The organism is Azospirillum canadense (assembly GCF_025961225.1).
Classification (GTDB): Bacteria; Pseudomonadota; Alphaproteobacteria; order Azospirillales; family Azospirillaceae; genus Azospirillum; species Azospirillum canadense.
Genome location: NZ_JAOQNG010000003.1, coordinates 46,269 through 62,640 on the forward strand (window position 1 = coordinate 46,269; position 16,372 = coordinate 62,640).

A 16,372-nucleotide genomic window follows, 5' to 3' on the forward strand; every position below is an offset into this window, starting at 1 on the left:
CGCGGCGACGGTTGCCATTGATGGGCAAGTGTCCGCGGACCGCCGCGGTACCGAACGATCTCCGAAGGGGGCAATGAGCATGGGTGCCTTGGACATCTCCAATCAGGAACTGGCGCTTCTGGTGGACAAAGCCATGGACCTCGCCAAGAGCTACTGGGGTTCCATCGACGAGCGGCGCTCCTACCCGGTGACCGGAGGCGAGCAGACCACCAAACTCTTCTCACGGCCCTGGCCTGAAGCCGGGCTCGGCGAGGCCGTCCTGCAAGATTTCGCGACGATCGCCGACCACGCGCGTCCATCCGGGGGCCGGTTCTTCGGCTATGTTTTGGGTTCGGGAGAGCCCGTGGGAGCGATCGGCGAGCTTCTCGCCGCGGTCCTGAACCAGAACGTCACGTCCTGGCGCTCCGCCCCTGCGGCGACGGCGATCGAGCAGGCGGTCGTCGGCTGGCTGGCGGACGCGGTGGGCTGTGCGGGCTATCGAGGCAGCCTGTGCGGTGGCGGTTCGACGGCGAACCTGATGGCACTGGCGATGGCCCGCGAAGCCAAGCTCCCCGCCAACGATACAGGCGCCCGTCCCGGCATCGTCTACGCGTCCGAGCAGGTGCACATGTCTGTTCCAAAGGCCATCGCGCTGTTGGGCCTCGGCCGAAGCAATCTGCGCCTGATCCCCGTCGATGGCGCGTTGCGGATGCGGACCGACGCGCTCGCGGCGGCCATCGCCGACGATCGGAAGGCAGGGCAGACGCCCATGGCGATTGTCGGAACCGCCGGCACGGTCAACACCGGCGCGATTGACCCATTGTCGGAGATCGCCGACATCGCAGAACGCGAGGCTCTATGGCTGCACGTCGATGGCGCCTACGGCGGCCTCGCGGCCCTGGCGGCGCCGGACCAGTTCCGTGGATTGGACCGGGCGGACTCCGTGTCGCTCGATGCCCACAAATGGCTGTACCAGGTGTTGGAGTGCGGTTGCCTGCTCTATCGCGATCGGCACGTCGCGCCTGAAACTTTTTCGCACAGCGGCGACTATGTCCGGACCTTCAATGAGGATCCCACGGAGGGATTCGCGTTTTTCGAGGAGTCGATGGAGCTTTCGCGCCGCTTCCGCGCGTTGAAGCTCTGGCTGTCGCTGCGCTACCACGGCCGTCGCGCCTTTCGCGATGCCATCGCGCAGGATCTCGGCCACGCCCAACTGCTGGTGCGCGAGCTGCAAGCGCAGCCGGCCCTGGAAGTGCTGGCGCCGGTTCCGCTCAGCGCGGTCTGCTTCCGCCATCGCGCGAAGGACAATGCCGAGATTCTGCGGGGCGTGATTGGACGCGGCCGTGTCTATCTATCGAACGCGATGATCAACGGCCAGTTTGCGTTGCGCGCCTGTTTCGTCAACCATCGCACGACGGACGACGATGTGCGGGCGATCGTCCGCGAAGTCCTTGCCGCAGCAGAGGAGATCAACGCGTGAATGACTGCGGGCGCGACACGTGGGCCGGAATCCTGAGGGCGGTGTAACGGAGCACGTTGTGGCCATTGCCATCGGCCTTCGGAGCAGCGGCTTTCCCCAATCGGTCGCCAAAACCGGCCGAAAGCGGTGTGGTAAAAGGGGAGGACCGGTAGAGCCTCATGGCTCGTTACGGCCGTGCGCCGCGCGAAACCAATGCTCCGCGTACTGGCGGCAGGTTTCGGCTTCGACGGAATCGCCGGCCCGCTCGGCATCGCTGGCGCGGGCCAGCCATTGCGCGTGCTTTTGCTCGGCCGAACCGTTCACCTTTGGACGCGCTCGCGCCGCAGTTCCCTGTGCGGCTTGCTGCTGGGCCGCTTTGCCGAACCGCGGCAGCCGACGGGCTCGACCGCTCGCCGGATGGTCAAAAGGCATGAACGTAAATCCTCGGATGGTGAGTGGGCTGCGATGGGGGCGATGCCTCCTTCCCGAACGCCTAATCCTGGCGCTCTTGCGTCACGCCGGAGAAGGCCCTAAATGCGTCGGCCACATCATTCATAACCTGCGGGAAGAACGCAACCCGACCGACAAGCGGGCCCTCGGTGATTCGCGTGGGCCGAGGGAGAGCGCGGGGCAGGGGCGGCGGTTTGCCACGGTCCTGTTCCTCCGCGCGCGGCGGCTCGTAGAAGTGGAGCGCGAGTTGCCCATCAGGTTCGGCGGCATAGGGAATGCCGGGCACGGTCCGGCGCTCCGCGCCCGGAAGAACATACTGGTCGCCTTGGGCGGTCCGTTCCGTCAGCGGCATCCAAAACACCCGGTTACCGGTCACGGTCAGGCTTATCCTATCAGGTTTCCGCCGATCCGCGTCAGAAAAAGCGGATCAGCGCGCCCGCTGCGACGCCCCGAAACGCCCATTCCAGAGGACCGTAACGGTACCTCAGCGTCCAACGGCCATAGATCGCCCGCCCACGCTTCTCCATGGACCGACACGGCTGTTCCGAAGACCCCGCGGTCGATCATCCCACGCTAATGCCGGCAAATTCCAGCTGACGCGCAACCTTGGACAGCCGATGGCCATCGGTGGGTTCCTCGCTCAACAGGAAGGGGCCGAAATCGGCGTCCGCCGTGCGACCAATCAGCACCACGTCGGTTGGCAACACGATCACGTCCCAGGAGACCTCCCCAGCCTCCCGGCTGGCGGTGATGGGATCGATGCCGCTGGCGCTGTGCGCCGCCATCCGAACGAACATCACCATGCCCGCGGCGTCCTGCATCGCGCGCCGGTAAGACGGATGCTGCGTGATGGCAACCTCGCCCATCGCGGCGGGCACGGCGAGGGTGGCCACCATCTTGGGCCCATACAGCGTGTCGCGGATGCCTCCCTCGATGATGACGGCCGGGGCGCCGATGTCGCGCATGAGCGCCCGGCAGTTCGCCAGAATCGGCGTCCAGAGCGGGGGCGGGGCGGGCAGGGGGACCGGAGTAACCATGGGCATCGGTTGTCGATAGGACCGGCTCTCTGAGGATCGACGCTCACCCCGAGCGAGGACGCACAGAAGCGCGCATTTCCGAGGGGACAGGGGCGATCACTGATAACCGCCGTTCTCCGCGCGCTCCTGAGCAGCCTCCTCCTGGGCTTTTACCAGCTCGTCCTTCGTCCCTGGCGGCGGGGCGTCGGGCTTGTTGGTCGCACCGTCGCTTCTCGCGTGGTCCGGTTTTGCGTCGGTGTTGCGGTTTTCGTCCATCGCGTCATCCTCGCTCGTGGGACGGGCCGATGCAGCCCGCCAATGGCTCTCCAACACGCGTGCGCGCCGGCCGTCCCGTCGTGGTGAACGCTCCCCGTGCTGGTGGAGATGGCATCTGCTGGTGTCCCTGTCCCGAAAATCGATGGTGGGCAACCAATCCTCTCGGGCTCCTTCTCTTCCCTGAACCGGCACGCTACATCTCAGCGCCGCTTTGGACCTCTCGTGAGCGACGATGACCGACACCCCCGAGTTTCTGCCCAAGGAGCGCGACCTGATCCGGCGCGAGTTCATGCTCCGGCTCAGCAGCGCCCGGTCCCTCCACGACGGCGTCCTCGTGAAACGCTGGGCAACCGGTCCGCACAAAGGCCAGCCCAAGCCGGCCGCGGCGGTGCAGAGCATGATTGAGCGTGGACTGTTGTCCCTGGTGGACGACGGCGCGCACTGGCTCAAGGCGACCTTCACGCCGGCGGGCATCAAGGCGCTGCGCCGCATGGCCGCGGACCAGCGGGCGCTGCCGCCCAGCCAGTACCAGCAGCTGCTCGACGAGCTCGCCGGCCTGCCGTGAGGGGAGGGGAGATGGTACGCGCTTCGGTTCAGGTCGGGGACCGCTTCACCCGGGCGGCTGGATCGCCCAAGGTCTCCGTCGTCACCGCCCTCATCGACAAGCCGGGCCATCTCCCACATGCCCGCCTGCTTCTGGAGACCGGCATGCCTAGTGGTGCGGGCCAGACGGATGTTGTCCTTTGTAGTAGATGGCTGAGGAGATGATGAGCTTCCATGTCCCGGTCGGTCTCCGACATTCAACCGGTGGGACTCATTTGAGCCAATGTACCATATTGATGTGAAAAGCTTTATCCCGCAAATGCCAAGCTTCCTGATTCTGCGGGATAACCCCGTGTTAGTTGTTTCCCCATGTCAAATCCCCTAACCTTCGATGGCCGAGCCACGGCGTTCGACGAGGTATAAACGATAAGCTCCGTCTGGCCCGCACCACGAACGACGAACTCCTCGTCAACGTCGATGCTCTGGGCGACCGCAAGCATTGGCGCCCAGTCCCGTGAGCTGCCTCTGCCACACGCGTTGACACCCCTCGGGTCCGCGCCCACAATCGGCCCATGTGCGGACGCTTTGCTCTTCATTCGCCAGCCAGCCTCTTGGTTGACCGCTTCGCTGCCACGGTCCACGGCGATGCTCCGGAGCCGCGGTACAACGCCGCGCCGATGCAGAACTTGCCGGTCGTTCGGTTCAACCCCGATACCAGAGAGCGGCGGCTCAGCCCGTTGCGGTGGGGCTTGGTCCCGGTGTGGTCGAAGGACCCGTCCGGCGCGGCCAAGATGATCAACGCACGGGCCGAGGGCGTGGCCGAACGGCCGGCGTTCCGCTCCGCCTTCAAGAAGCGCCGGTGCCTGGTGCCGTTCGACGCCTACTATGAGTGGCGCAAGGTTGACGGGGCGAAGATCCCGCACGCCATTGCCACGGACAGCAACGGGCCGGACGCCTTCGCCGGGCTCTGGGAGGGGTGGAAGGATCCGGCCAACGGGGAGTGGCTGCACACCTTCACCATCATCACCACCGAGGCCAACGACGCGACCCGCGCCATCCACGACCGCATGCCGGTGATCCTGCCGCCCGCCCGCTGGAGCGCCTGGCTGGGCGAGGAGGAGGCCAGCCCTGGCGAGTTGCAGGCGATGCTGGTCCCGTACCCGAGTGCACACATGCGGGTCTGGCGGGTCAGCAAGGACGTCGGCTCGGTCAAGAACGACCGCCCCGACCTGATTGACGCCGTGGACAGCGGGCCCGCCATCAATCCGGCGTGAGACCGCCACGGCGCGCTCGGGCCGTTGCCAATGCGCCGTCGCGTGCTCATTTTGCTGAGGACTCAGCAATTCTGAAAGGCATTCCATGGCGCGGCGGCGGATCGTCCGGCGCGACGAGGCGGCGGAGGTGCTCGACGAGGCCCGCCGCATTCTGAGAAGCTGTTTGCAGCGGGCATGCCCCAGCCGATGCTGACCGGGATGCTACTTTGAGCTGAAGAGGGAGGTTGCGCGGCGGGCGCGGTCTGATAAGGCTGAGGCTGTCGCCAACAGCCATCAGGCACCAGTCTATGGGCACTGCCGTTCATCCCGCAAGCACCGCGGCGGCGTCTTGGGACGCGTTCCCCGACGTGGACGCGTTCGTGGACGAGGTGCTGGCCGAGTTGACGGCCATGACGACGGACGGCACGCGACCGACACGCCCCAGCCCCCGGGCGCCACTCACCGGAGCCGCGTTGCGCAAGGCGATCATGGCAATCTGGTGCGTCTGCTTTTGCGGCATGCAATGGCGCGCCATCGGCCAGCTCTCGGGCATCCCCTTCGGCACGCTCTTCGCCCTGTTTGCCCGCTGGACGCGCCTTGGGCTGTGGCGCCGCTTGCTCGACCGGCTGCGCCGGACCTGGCGTGTGGCGTGCGGCGACACGCCCGAGCCGAGCACCGTCGTGATCGACAGCCGGACCTGCCGCTCGGCCCCAAGCTGCTTCGCGCGGGGCGTCGACGGCGGCAAGAAGATCCGTGGGGTGAAGGTCCATATCGCGGTCGAGAAATATGGCCTCCCGCTGGCGGTTGATGCCTCCCCGGCCAATGTACACGATACCAAGGGCATCGTGCCGGTGCTGCGCCAGCTCGTCGGGAAAGGCTTCCAAGGACCAGCCATTGGCGATCTCGGCTATCGCGGCAAGCGCCTGGCCAAGGCCGGCGAAGACCTCGGCATCACCATCCAGCCGATCGCGCGAGGCCGCGACGGCGTGTTCATCCCGACCGAGATTGCCTGGGTGGTGGAAGTAGTCTTTACGCAATTGACAAAACCGGACGTGCTCGCTTTCCGTGCTGGTGGGCAGCACGTAGCGGATCTCAACATCAGCATCGGTAACGACGACACGGTCGATGAGCAGCAATACGAGTTGCCGACGCTGCTCGAAGGTCGCGGCGGCAAGCCCGTGCTGGACACGCGTGCGGAACGCCTCCAGTGACGCTGCCACGCCGGCCAGATGCTGCTGGCGCGCGGCATCATTGCGCAGCAGCTCCTCCTGGCTAGCCAGGGCCTGTATCTGCTGCTCCCGGTCACGCCGGCGTCGCTCATACTCATCGAGCGGAATGACCGCCCGTAGATAGGCGTCGGTGAGCCGCTCGAGCTGCTGGCCGAGGTGGGCCTGGGCGCGGTGCAGCGTCTCGCGACGCGCGAGCAATTCCTGCGGCAGCCACGCCCCGCCATGGGCGCGTGCCACCGCGGCGGCGAGCGGTTCCGGTTCCCTCAGCAAGGCGCAGAGATCGTTCCAGACCACCTCGTCGAGCTGGTCAGCCGGGATAGAGCGAGCGGGGCAGCATGCCGCGCGGGACGCGCTGCTCCTTCGCCCCTTCCCGGTGCACAAATAGTAGGAGGTCCGGCCATTGGCCACCCGCGCCGTGCAGGCCATGCCGCAGCACCCGCAGCTCACCAGCACGCGCAAGAGGTACGGGTGGGCGGTGTTGTTCCGCCGCGCGAAGGAGCGGTTGGTGGCCAGCTTCGCCTGGACCTCGTCGAAGTGCGCTTGGCTGACCACGGCGGGGACCGGTCCGACCGGGATCCAGGTGTCGGCGGGTTGCGGCACCGCCGTGTCGTGTGACCGGCCGATGGGGTGCGTCGCCGAGCGCCGGTGCGTGGGTGGGCGGCAGCGCGTGCGTTGCGCATAAACCTGCCCGGTGTAAGTCGGGTTGCACAAAATCCCCCGGATCGTCGGGCCGGACCAGCACGGTTTGCCCGAGGGGGTGGGTACGCCGCGCGCATCGAGATGGCGGGCGAGGTCCATCAGCGAGGTGCCCGGCTCGCGGTATAGGGCAAACAGCTCGGCCACGACGGCGGCCTCGGCCGGCTCGAGGGTAACACCACGCGGGTCGCGCGGCCGGTCCGGGTGCAGGCGATAGCCGTAGGGCGGATACGTCCATGGCAGCAGCAGACCGGCGCGCAGCTTGGCCAGCCGGCCGCGGCGCATGCGTTCGGCAATCAGCGTCCGCTCGTACTCCGCCACCGCCCCGCGGATCTGCAGCAGCAGATGGTCATGAGGGTCATCGCTCATCGGCCGGTCCAGAAACTCGGCGATGCAGCCAAACCGGGCCCATTCCTCCAGCAACACCATCTGGTGCACGTCGTTGCGCGCCAGACGGTCCGGCGCGGTGACGAGCACGCGGTCACACTCGCGGCTCTTCACGGCGTCACGCAGGCGGTCGAGCCCCGGGCGCGCCAACGTGGCGCCGCTGTAGCCATCGTCGCGGAAGACATGGCCCGCACCCAGCCTTCGGCCGTGTGTGCGTGCACATGCGCGGTCAGGCGCTCGAATTGCTGCTCAATGGTCTGGTGGTCGACTTGGTGGCTGGTCGAGACGCGACCATAGATCGCTACGCGCATGACACACCTCCGGCCGGATCGGGGGCGCCCACGTCGGGGTTGGCGCCGGTGCGGTCATCGCCCACTGCAGAAGGAGTTGATCGGCCCGGTCCCAACGCTGCTGACTGGTTGGCGTCGACACACCGGTGCGCCGAACGCGCCAAGGACACCGCTTTTGCCGCCGCATCCTTCCCTCCTTGGTGAGTGACCTCACCGCAGAGGTAGGACACAACCGCCTCCCACCCGCCGCCCCGCACGTGTGACAAGCTCAGCTGAAGATGCCCTGTGCGCGTCAGGCAGAACTTGTCATTTGTGATTAGACCATTGAGCGCTCGCTATCTTGGCTCTCCCGCTATCGACGGTTGAACGTCATTTTCGAGCGCACCAAGGCCCATCTCATCGGCTTCGTCGAGATCGCCTTCGTCTCGATCCTCTCACGCCGCCTCAAACGGCTCGCTGCCGAGACCGTCAACGCATGACGTCTACAAACATGCTCTCAGATCTGGGGTCCATCTCAGCCTCCTTGCTCCAGCGGAAGGTGGTGCCAATCCCCCATCCACGTACCACGCTGGCGCTACCCGCCGACGCCGGGAACCGGTGCGGTATCCGGCGCGCTCTTGTGGAACACGCGTTTCCCGCGTCCTGCCTGCTTGGCTCTGTACATCGCGGCGTCGGCCGCGTTGAGCAGCGCATGGGCGTCTTGTCCATCCGAGGGATATAGAGCGATTCCGATGCTGGCGCCGATGACGGCTGTTCGTCCGTGCACTGGAATGGGCACGGAGACCGCGTCAATGATCTTGTCCGCCACGCGGCTTGCATCGCTTGCCAAGGCGACATCTTCCAAAGTGACGGTGAACTCGTCGCCGCCGATTCGGGCCACCGCGTCACTCTTGCGCAGGCAGTCTACTATCCGGGCTGCCGCGATGCGGAGCACATGATCCCCGCAGTCGTGACCATGCGTATCGTTCACCTTTTTGAAACCGTCCAAGTCGATGAACAGAAGGGCCACGCTATGGCCGCACCGCTGGGCGCGGGCCATTGCCAGGTCGAGGCGGTCGAAGAACAGGCGGCGGTTGGGCAAGCCGGTCAAGGCGTCGTGATGGGCCATATGCCCCTTCTCGGCCTCGCTGCGGCGCAACTCGGCCTCTATTTGCTTGCGCTTGGTGATGTCACGGCCGATGCCAACGAGCCCGAGAAGATCGCCATCATCGTCGTAGATGGGAACCTTGATCATCTCCACATCAACGGTGTCCCCGGTCGCGCGTGGAATGGTCATTTCCTTACGCAGCGCCTGGTTTTCCGTAAGGACCAAGGTGTCTTGGCGGCGAACATCCTCGGCCAATTGCGGAGGCCAAATATCATCGCCGGACAAGCCAGACAGATTCTCGGGCGCGAGGCCGAACCATGCCGCAAAGGCTTTGTTGACCTTGCGCATCTGGCCATTCGGTTCTTTGAACAGGATGGCGTCTGGGATGGCGTCGATCAACCCCTGAAGGAGCGTCCGTTCCTGGCGGAGTTGGTCCTCGGCCCGTCGACGCTCTGTGATGTCACGTGCGATCCCGACCACGCCCAGCACGGTGCCGTTGGCATCCCGGCAGGGGGCTTTGACCGTTTCCAGCAGCACTTTGCGGCCATCGGGATAAACGGACCACTCCTCCGACCGTGTTGATCCCTGCTCCATGGCGACTTGGTCACCGCGCCGCCGGCGCTCGGCCGTCTCAGCGTCAAACAGATCGCTGTCGCGCAGGCCCAGCGCGTTCTCGGCCGCACCACCGGCGTACTCCAGCGCGGCGTGGTTGCCGTTGAGGTACGTGCCGCTGGTGTCCTTGAAGAAGACGATGTCCGGGATCGACTCGATCAGGCTTTGCAGCATGGCGCGCTCGCGGCGGAGCGCTTCGGTGGCGGCCCGATGGTCGGTGACGTCCTGGATCAACCAGACCTCGCCGTAATCGGCGAAGTAAGCCGAGAACAGAAGCCAGCGAAGCGCCCCATCCTTGCGCCGGATCTGCAGTTCAACGGAAACCGGAGTGCCAGCGTTCCGGGCCGCACAGTATCGGTCCCGGATGCTCTCATGATTGTTCGGGTACGCCGCCTTGAACCAGACGTCGAGGGTGGGGATCTCATCGCGCGTGTAGCCGCAGATCTCCTCGGCCGCCCGGTTCAGAAATATCGTTTCGCCCTCAACATAGGCGGCCCCGGCGGGCAGGTGCTCAACCATGCGCGCGAGGCGGCGTGCGGACGTCATCATGGCCTGTTCGGCGCGGACATGCTCGGTCACGTTGCGCTCGTTCACCAGGACCATCGGCTCGCCGGACACTGGGTCGATCGTGATGCGGGCATCGAACCGGTGCCACCCGAGGCCGCTGTTGGTTGAGACCTCCACGAACCGACGGAACACCTCGCCACGGTCCAGAGCGGCCAGCAAGTCGCACCGGTCTTCCTCATGCACGAAGTGTGCGGCCAAACGGTCCCGGTCGCCGTCCAGGCCGACTGGCCCAAAGGTCCTCTCGGCGGCGGGATTGCGCATGAGCGGAAGGCCGTCGCGTGAGAACAGGGAAATTTTCACGTAGGTCTGATTCAGGGCTTCGACGCCGCGCAGCGTGGCCGGATCGACCGGTTGGTCGATGACCTGGGCCTCGTGCAGCATGCCCAAGCGGCCATCCGGCAGGATCATACCGGTGCGGCGCACGCGCGTGGTGACCGGCTGGCCCTTAGGGTAGAAGGTCCATTGGTCGATGACCTGGTTTCCCGCCGTCAATTGCTGCAGCAATGACGCCAGGCGGGTCCGCGCCGCGTCCGACATATCGCTGAAGTCCCGCTCCAGGAACTCCTGCTGGCTGGCTGCACTCCAGAGCTCCAATGCGGCTTGGTTGGCCCAGACCATCCGGGTGCGCTCGCTGTCGAACAACCACACCGGCATCCACAAAGCATCCAGCAGCGGCAGATCGGAAAACGTCAGATGGCCGGACGGTAGCCGTGCCTTGTCGGGTTGCGGAGTATCCCAAACAGCCTGGCCACGCATCTGGTAACTTCTCTTGGTTGCAGTCGATTGGGGGGCCGGTGCCATAGAGAATACGCCTGAAAACATTAATTTATAGCAACGCTCCCTGGTCGAAGTCCTGGGGAGTGTTTGACGGAGCGTTGGCCAGCGTATTGCCGGGAGGTGAGGTGGGGCACGAAGGCTCCAAGTCTCAGAGGATGCGTAACCTGAGGTCTGGACGTTCGGCTGTTGGGCCGCTGGGTTTGCCGCGCCGCGTACCGGGCGCCCCTTCAGCCCGGTCATCCTCAGCGCCGAACCTGCCGCGCCGTCAGGCTGGCGACCGCCGAAATGACACAGTCTGCAAAGCACGGTGGGTCATCCGCGGCGCACCCCTTCCAGGAAACGGTTCACCTCGGCGTCCAGCGCGTCCGTGTGCGCGGACAGCTGGCGGACCGACGCCAGGACCTCGTGGGCCAGCGTGCCGCTCTGATCGGCCGCGGCGTTCACCCCGGCGATGCTCTGCGAAATCATCTGGGTTCCCTGGGCAGCCTGCTGGATGTTCCGGCTGATCTCGCGGGTGGCCGCTCCCTGTTCCTCGACGGCCGAGGCGATCAATGTGGCAACCCCGTTGATGTCGCCGATGACGCGGACGACGCCCTGGATTTCCTCCACCGCCGCGCCGGTCATCGACTGGATGTCGGCGACCTGCGCCGCGATGTCCCCGGTCGCCTTGGCGGTCTGGTTGGCCAGGGCCTTCACCTCGTTCGCCACGACGGCGAAGCCCCGGCCGGCCTCGCCGGCGCGGGCCGCCTCGATCGTGGCGTTCAGCGCCAGGAGATTGGTCTGCGAGGCGATGGAATTGATCAGCTCGACCACCGCCCCGATCCGCTCGACCGCGGCGGCGAGGCCGCCGACCTTGCCGTTGGCCCGTTCGGCGACGCCGACCGCGCTACGGGCGATCTGTGAAGATTGCCCGACCTGGCGGCTGATTTCCCCGATCGAGCTGGACAGCTCCTCGGTCGCGGACGCGACGGTCTGGACGTTGGCCGAGGTCTGCTCGGTCGTGGACGCCACCTCGCTCGCGAGCCGGCCGGTCTGGTCCGCGGCGCGCGTCACATCGTGCGCGCGGCTCTCCATGCCCTCGGCTTCCCGGGCGACTGCACGGATGACGCTGCCGACGCTCTGCTCGAAACCGGCCGCGAGGTCCGCCAGGGCCTTGCGCTTGTCCTCCGCGGCACGGCGGGCGAGGTCCGCCTGCTCGGCCTCCAGGCGCTGCCTGGCCTGGGCGTTCTCCTTGAACACCTGCAGGGCCTTGCTCATGGCGCCCAGCTCGTCGGTGCGGGCCGCCTCGGGAAAGGCGATCGCGAGGTCGCCGGCGGCGAGGGCGCGCATCCGCTCCGCGAGGGACCGGATGGTGGTGCTGATGTTCTGCCCGACGAGCGCCAGCAGCAGGATCGCCGGCAGAGCGAGCGCCGCGATCACGCCGAGCAGCGTCCAGAGCTGCGTGAGGAAGGCCGCCCAGATGTCGTCGATGAAGACGCCGGTCCCGATGAAGATGCCCCAGGGCTCGAAGCCCTTGACGTAGGCCAGCTTGACGGCGGTTTCACTGCCGCCGACCGTGCGGGGCCAGTCATAGACGTAGGTGCCTTCGCCCTTGCTCTTCACAAGGGCGATCAGCGCCGGGATGACCGGCACGCCTTTGGCATCCTTGATGCCCGACACGTCGGCCCCCATCAGCTTCCGGTTGGCGTGCGCGAAGCCGATGGCGTCGTACGTGTGCGCGAACAGATATTCTTCACCGCTGTAGCGGATGGCCAGAAAGGCCTCCTTGAAGCGCGCCTGCGCGTCCTCCCGATTGAGGATTCCCGTGGCGACATCGGCCTCATACTTCGCGGCCATGCTGTGGCCCGCTTCAACCATGAAGCGCAGGGCGTCGACGCGGTCCTGGTACATTCGGTTGTAGCTGAGGGACAGCCCGGCGCCCGCGATCACCAGGCAGGCCACGCTGGCCGTCGCAATCAGGCCCAGGAGCTTTGCGCGAATGGAGAGGGTACTGAGTGTCATCATGCACCGCCTTTGGGCAGCGATCGCTCGTATTGTGTGCACAATTTATCATTAGACTTCGAAGGAAGGACTCCAAAGCGGCTGTGCCATTGTGCCGCAGCGTCTGCGGCATGCCATCGTGGTGCAGGAATGCGCGATCGGCGGCGGCTTACGGATCGGCATAGGAGCCATTGGCCCGTTGATGCCTGTTATCACCGTCGCCCGATGCCGTTCCAACACCACGCTGTGCATCGCCACCAGTTCCTCGCGCCACATCCCGTGTGACGACTTGGGGGGCCGATGAGGTCAGTCTGTGCCCTGACGATCTGGGTCAGTGAGGATACCATCCAGGCCTGGTGCGCGGCTCCGCGGACCACCCGTGGCGGCCGGCCGAGCTGGCTGGCCCTGTGGGTGGCACGTGCCTTGGCACGTCAACAAAACGCCGTGCCCCGGGGAGCCCAAGGGCACGGCGTTTCGGGATGCGCCGGTCACTCGGCTGCGGCGGGGTTCAGCGGCGTCGCGGTCGCGGCTTTGCCCGCGCCGCGCTGGCCCAGCATCAGGGCGATGATCGCGAAGGCGGTCAGGTCGAAGACCGAGAGGCAGGCGAACAGCGGCTCGTACCCGATGGTGTTGGCGAGCTGGCCGATGATCAGCGAGAAGATCATGCCGCCGAGGTAGCCGGCCATGCCGCCGAAGCCCGTCGCCGTGGCGACCTCCTGCTTCTCGAACGTGTCGGTGACCAGGGCGTAGAGCAGGCTCGACAGCATCTGGTGGGCGAAGGCACCCATGGAGAACAGGAAGATCGCGGTGATCGGGCTGGTCGACAGGCCGATCAGCGCCGGGCCGATCATGCACACTGCACCGATGCCGACGCCGGCGATGCGGGAGTTGACCAGCGTCATCTTGAAGCGCTTGGCGAAGAAGGGCGACAGGTAGCCGGACAGGATGCAGCCCAGGTCACCGAACAGGAAGGGCAGCCAGGCGAACAGGGCGAACTGCTTGATGTCCATGCCCCGGGTGCTGACCATGTACAGCGGGATCCAGAAGCTGAAGGTCTGCCAAGCCGGCTCCGTCAGGAAGCGGGCGGCGGCGATCGCCCAGAACCTGCGCTTGCCCAGAACCTTCTTCACCGACGGCTTGGCGAGCTGGGTCTGCTGCTGGCCGTCCAGGATGTAGGCGTGCTCGTCCTTGGTCAGGCGAGGGTGGTTCTCCGGGTTGCGGTACAGCGACACCCAGATCAGCGACATCGCCACCCCCATCAGGCCGGTGACGACGAAGGCGATCTGCCAGCTGTAGCTGACCGACAGCCAGATGACCAGCGGCGGGGCGACCATGGCACCGACCGAGCTGCCGGTGTTGAACCAGCCCGTGGCGATGGAACGCTCCTTGGCCGGGAACCACAGGGTCGAGGTTTTCACGCCCGAGGGCATGGCGGCGGCCTCGGACACGCCCAGCAGGCCGCGGAAGAAGGCCATCGACTGCCAGCCGCCGGCGAGGGCGTGCAGAGCGGCGGCGGTGCCCCACAGGAAGGCGAACATGAAGTAGCCGAGCTTCAGGCCGATCAGGTCGGTGATGTAGCCGGCGACCGGCTGCATCAGGCTGTAGCAGAGCTGGAAGGCGCTGACGACGAAGGAATACTCCTCGGTCGTGAAGTGCAGTTGTTCCTTCAAAGTCGGAGCGAGGATGCCCAGCGTGTTGCGGTCGATGTAGTTGACGATCGTGCCGAGCATGACCAGGGCGAGGATCTGCCAACGCAAACCACGGATTTTTTTCATGTTCGCCTCGCTTGCGTGTTGCGGGTCGGAGGACCCTGCACGCCACTGCGCTTGGTGGGGTGTTTGATCGTGGAGCCGGCGTTCGGCTCCCGACTGTCCAGAGCGCTTTGGGCCTGAGGCTTCGCAGCGCTGCGATCGGGCCCGTCGTTCCGATTCGGAGCGGGCCAATCCTTAAGGTAATTATACTAGTATATCAGTCCCGCTCGCAACGGCGATTTTGGTCAGCTTTTGGAAGAGCCAAAATGTTCCACCTTTTCGGATCGGGGGCTGAGTGCTTTATCGCACGAGCGGAACAATGCATCGCGCGGTGCGTCATCGGCATGACCTAAGTCAAACGGACTGCAATAACCGATGTCGTGCGAAATGCCATTGCTCTCGTCGAGCCGGACAACGGAAGGTCGGGCCTCGAAAATGTGAAAAGCCCATTCCCGTGACAGAAAAGGGCTTTTCCGAGAGATGGACGGAACGGCTTACCTGGCGAGCAGGTCCGCGAGGGCGCCGCGCATTCCCTTGGCCTGGATGGCGGCGAGGTGGGCGGCGGTGCGGACGGCGAGCCCGGGGATGCGGGTCAGGTCCTCGCCCCACAGCCGGGCGTCGGCCAGCACCGTGTTGACCAGCGCCGCGGGGTCGTTGTCGTGCGCCGCCCAGGCCGCGGCCATGGCCGCGATCACCGCCGCGTCGTCGTGGATCGGGTAGGCCCCGGCGTCGCGCGTGCCGGTGTAGGCGCCGTCCGTCAGTATGCCCTGGTAGAAGCGCAGCAGTGCGGCCAGCGAGAAGGACAGCCCCTCCGGCGCCTCACCCCTGGCGGCCACCGCGTCCTTCAGGCTGGGCAGCACGCGCACGGCCCACTTCGACACGGAGTTCAGGGCGATCGAGATCAGCTCGTGCCGGATGTACGGGTTGCCGAACCGCTCCATGATTGTGCGGGCGTAGTCCTGGCGCTCGGCCTCGGGCAGCGGCACGCAGGGGACGATCTCCTCGAACATCACCTTGGACAGGTAGGCCGACAGGGTGGCGTCGTCCATCATGCCCTTGACCGTGTCGATGCCCGCGCCATAGGCGGCCAGCGCGCTTGCGGTGTGGGCGCCGTTCAGGATGCGCACCTTGCGGCTGCGGTAGGGCTTCAGGTCGTCGGTCCACACCACGTTCAGGCCGGCCTTGTGCAGCGGGAACTCCTCGGCCAGGGCCGCCGGGCCTTCGATGACCCAGACGTGGAAGGGCTCGCCGGCGACGGCCAGCGTGTCCTCGTAGCCCCACTTGGCGGCCAGTTCAGGGGCCTCGTCGCGCGGGTAGCCGGGGACGATGCGATCGACCAGCGTGTTCAGGAAGTGGTTGTGCGCCTCGACCCAGGCGGCGAAACCTGGTTCCAGCCCCCAGCGCTTGGCGTGCGCCAGCACAATGCGCTTGAGGTTGGTGCCATTCGCCTCGATCAGCTCGCAGGGCAGGAAGACCAGGCCGGTCTCGGCCGTGCCGCCCAGCACCTTGAAGCGGGCGTACAGCAGGGCCGCCACCTTGGCCGGGAAGCTCTGCTGGCAGGCGCTGGGAGTGTAGGGCTCCTCGACGTCGGCGATGCCGGCCTCGGTGGTGTTCGAGACGACGAAGCGCAGCGCCGGTGAGGTGGCGTGATCGAGCATGCGGCCCCAGTCGGGATAAGGGTTCAGCGCGTCGGACACGCAGCTGACCACACGCCGGTCCTCGACCTCCTGCCCCTTTTCGAGGCCGCGCAGCAGGACGGTGTAGAGGCCGTCCTGCGCCTTCAGCAGGCCGGCAATGCCCTGGGCCAGCGGCTGGGCCACCGCCACGCCGGCCTGCGTCAGGCCTTGGCCGTTGGCGACGTCCACCATCCAGTCGACGAAGCCGCGCAGGAAGTTGCCGTCGCCCACCTGCAGGATGGTGACGGGAAGCACCGGCGCGCCGGCGGTGTGCGCGACGTCGAGCGAGCCGCCGGCGAGACGGTCACGGGAGAGGAGAGACATGGGGAGCTCCTAAAGCCACA

The 16,372-nt window shown here is 66.3% G+C and carries 13 protein-coding genes and 1 pseudogene; 4 read left to right on the forward strand and 10 right to left on the reverse strand.

Going from position 1 to position 16,372, the window contains the following annotated elements; genetic code table 11:
• The first annotated feature begins 73 nt into the window (after positions 1-73).
• Positions 74-1,459, forward strand: coding sequence for a pyridoxal phosphate-dependent decarboxylase family protein (locus M2351_RS18190; RefSeq protein WP_264657527.1), 1,386 nt, complete (start codon positions 74-76; stop codon positions 1,457-1,459).
• A gap of 156 nt (positions 1,460-1,615) precedes the next feature.
• On the opposite strand, the gene M2351_RS18195 is transcribed toward M2351_RS18190, so the two are convergent.
• The 4 genes from M2351_RS18195 to M2351_RS18210 all read right to left on the reverse strand — a co-directional run bounded on the left by M2351_RS18195 (position 1,616) and on the right by M2351_RS18210 (position 3,180).
• Entirely contained in the window at positions 1,616-1,870 is a 255-nt protein-coding gene (locus M2351_RS18195) for a DUF4167 domain-containing protein (RefSeq protein WP_264657528.1), read from the reverse strand.
• Between the two features lie 61 nt (positions 1,871-1,931).
• On the reverse strand, positions 1,932-2,264 hold the full coding sequence (locus tag M2351_RS18200) for a hypothetical protein (RefSeq protein ID WP_264657529.1): 333 nt from the start codon (positions 2,262-2,264) through the stop codon (positions 1,932-1,934).
• A gap of 187 nt (positions 2,265-2,451) precedes the next feature.
• Positions 2,452-2,853: a hypothetical protein gene (locus tag M2351_RS18205; RefSeq protein WP_264657530.1), complete on the reverse strand. Its 402-nt coding sequence runs from the start codon at positions 2,851-2,853 to the stop codon at positions 2,452-2,454.
• A gap of 168 nt (positions 2,854-3,021) precedes the next feature.
• A complete protein-coding gene (locus M2351_RS18210) occupies positions 3,022-3,180 on the reverse strand; it encodes a hypothetical protein (protein WP_264657531.1) in 159 nt (52 codons plus the stop codon).
• Between the two features lie 232 nt (positions 3,181-3,412).
• Here M2351_RS18210 and M2351_RS18215 point away from each other — a divergent pair, with 232 nt between their 5' ends.
• The 3 genes from M2351_RS18215 (at position 3,413) to M2351_RS45120 (ending at position 6,187) form a co-directional block, all read left to right on the forward strand.
• Positions 3,413-3,745 carry a hypothetical protein gene (locus M2351_RS18215; protein ID WP_264657532.1) on the forward strand — a complete coding sequence of 111 codons (333 nt, stop codon included), beginning with the start codon at positions 3,413-3,415 and terminating at the stop codon, positions 3,743-3,745.
• Between the two features lie 550 nt (positions 3,746-4,295).
• Positions 4,296-4,997: an SOS response-associated peptidase gene (locus tag M2351_RS18220; RefSeq protein WP_264657533.1), complete on the forward strand. Its 702-nt coding sequence runs from the start codon at positions 4,296-4,298 to the stop codon at positions 4,995-4,997.
• Positions 4,998-5,494: 497 nt separating this feature from the next.
• Entirely contained in the window at positions 5,495-6,187 is a 693-nt protein-coding gene (locus M2351_RS45120) for a transposase (RefSeq protein WP_406567421.1), read from the forward strand.
• Between the two features lie 306 nt (positions 6,188-6,493).
• On the opposite strand, the pseudogene M2351_RS45125 reads toward M2351_RS45120, so the two are convergent.
• The 6 genes and pseudogenes from M2351_RS45125 to M2351_RS18250 form a co-directional block, all read right to left on the reverse strand.
• Positions 6,494-7,438: pseudogene (locus M2351_RS45125) on the reverse strand (recombinase family protein); the annotation flags it as partial.
• Positions 7,399-7,599 (reverse strand): hypothetical protein, encoded by a 201-nt coding sequence (locus tag M2351_RS18230; RefSeq protein WP_264657535.1) that lies wholly within the window; start codon positions 7,597-7,599, stop codon positions 7,399-7,401. The pseudogene M2351_RS45125 and the gene M2351_RS18230, both read right to left, overlap by 40 nt.
• Positions 7,600-8,152: 553 nt before the next feature.
• Positions 8,153-10,600, reverse strand: a complete 2,448-nt coding sequence (locus tag M2351_RS18235) for a PAS domain S-box protein (protein ID WP_264657536.1) — start codon at positions 10,598-10,600, stop codon at positions 8,153-8,155.
• Positions 10,601-10,933: 333 nt separating this feature from the next.
• On the reverse strand, positions 10,934-12,625 hold the full coding sequence (locus tag M2351_RS18240; protein ID WP_264657537.1) for a methyl-accepting chemotaxis protein: 1,692 nt from the start codon (positions 12,623-12,625) through the stop codon (positions 10,934-10,936).
• Between the two features lie 464 nt (positions 12,626-13,089).
• The gene (locus tag M2351_RS18245; RefSeq protein ID WP_264657538.1) at positions 13,090-14,376 is read right to left on the reverse strand and encodes an MFS transporter; all 1,287 of its coding nucleotides are present in this window, start codon (positions 14,374-14,376) and stop codon (positions 13,090-13,092) included.
• A gap of 470 nt (positions 14,377-14,846) precedes the next feature.
• Positions 14,847-16,352 carry a tagaturonate reductase gene (locus tag M2351_RS18250; protein ID WP_264657539.1) on the reverse strand — a complete coding sequence of 502 codons (1,506 nt, stop codon included), beginning with the start codon at positions 16,350-16,352 and terminating at the stop codon, positions 14,847-14,849.
• Between the last annotated feature and the right edge of the window lie 20 nt (positions 16,353-16,372).

What these genes read in the sequence shown, in the direction of transcription:
- M2351_RS18195 (WP_264657528.1), bottom strand. Translation starts at nt 1,870, where the DNA reads ATGCCTTTTGACCATCCGGCGAGCGGTCGAGCCCGTCGGCTGCCGCGG.
- M2351_RS18190 (WP_264657527.1), top strand. Translation starts at nt 74, where the DNA reads ATGAGCATGGGTGCCTTGGACATCTCCAATCAGGAACTGGCGCTTCTG.
- M2351_RS18250 (WP_264657539.1), bottom strand. Translation starts at nt 16,352, where the DNA reads ATGTCTCTCCTCTCCCGTGACCGTCTCGCCGGCGGCTCGCTCGACGTC.
- M2351_RS18205 (WP_264657530.1), bottom strand. Translation starts at nt 2,853, where the DNA reads ATGCGCGACATCGGCGCCCCGGCCGTCATCATCGAGGGAGGCATCCGC.
- M2351_RS18230 (WP_264657535.1), bottom strand. Translation starts at nt 7,599, where the DNA reads ATGCGCGTAGCGATCTATGGTCGCGTCTCGACCAGCCACCAAGTCGAC.
- M2351_RS18245 (WP_264657538.1), bottom strand. Translation starts at nt 14,376, where the DNA reads ATGAAAAAAATCCGTGGTTTGCGTTGGCAGATCCTCGCCCTGGTCATG.
- M2351_RS45120 (WP_406567421.1), top strand. Translation starts at nt 5,495, where the DNA reads ATGCAATGGCGCGCCATCGGCCAGCTCTCGGGCATCCCCTTCGGCACG.
- M2351_RS18240 (WP_264657537.1), bottom strand. Translation starts at nt 12,625, where the DNA reads ATGATGACACTCAGTACCCTCTCCATTCGCGCAAAGCTCCTGGGCCTG.
- M2351_RS18215 (WP_264657532.1), top strand. Translation starts at nt 3,413, where the DNA reads ATGACCGACACCCCCGAGTTTCTGCCCAAGGAGCGCGACCTGATCCGG.
- M2351_RS18210 (WP_264657531.1), bottom strand. Translation starts at nt 3,180, where the DNA reads ATGGACGAAAACCGCAACACCGACGCAAAACCGGACCACGCGAGAAGC.
- M2351_RS18235 (WP_264657536.1), bottom strand. Translation starts at nt 10,600, where the DNA reads ATGCGTGGCCAGGCTGTTTGGGATACTCCGCAACCCGACAAGGCACGG.
- M2351_RS18220 (WP_264657533.1), top strand. Translation starts at nt 4,296, where the DNA reads ATGTGCGGACGCTTTGCTCTTCATTCGCCAGCCAGCCTCTTGGTTGAC.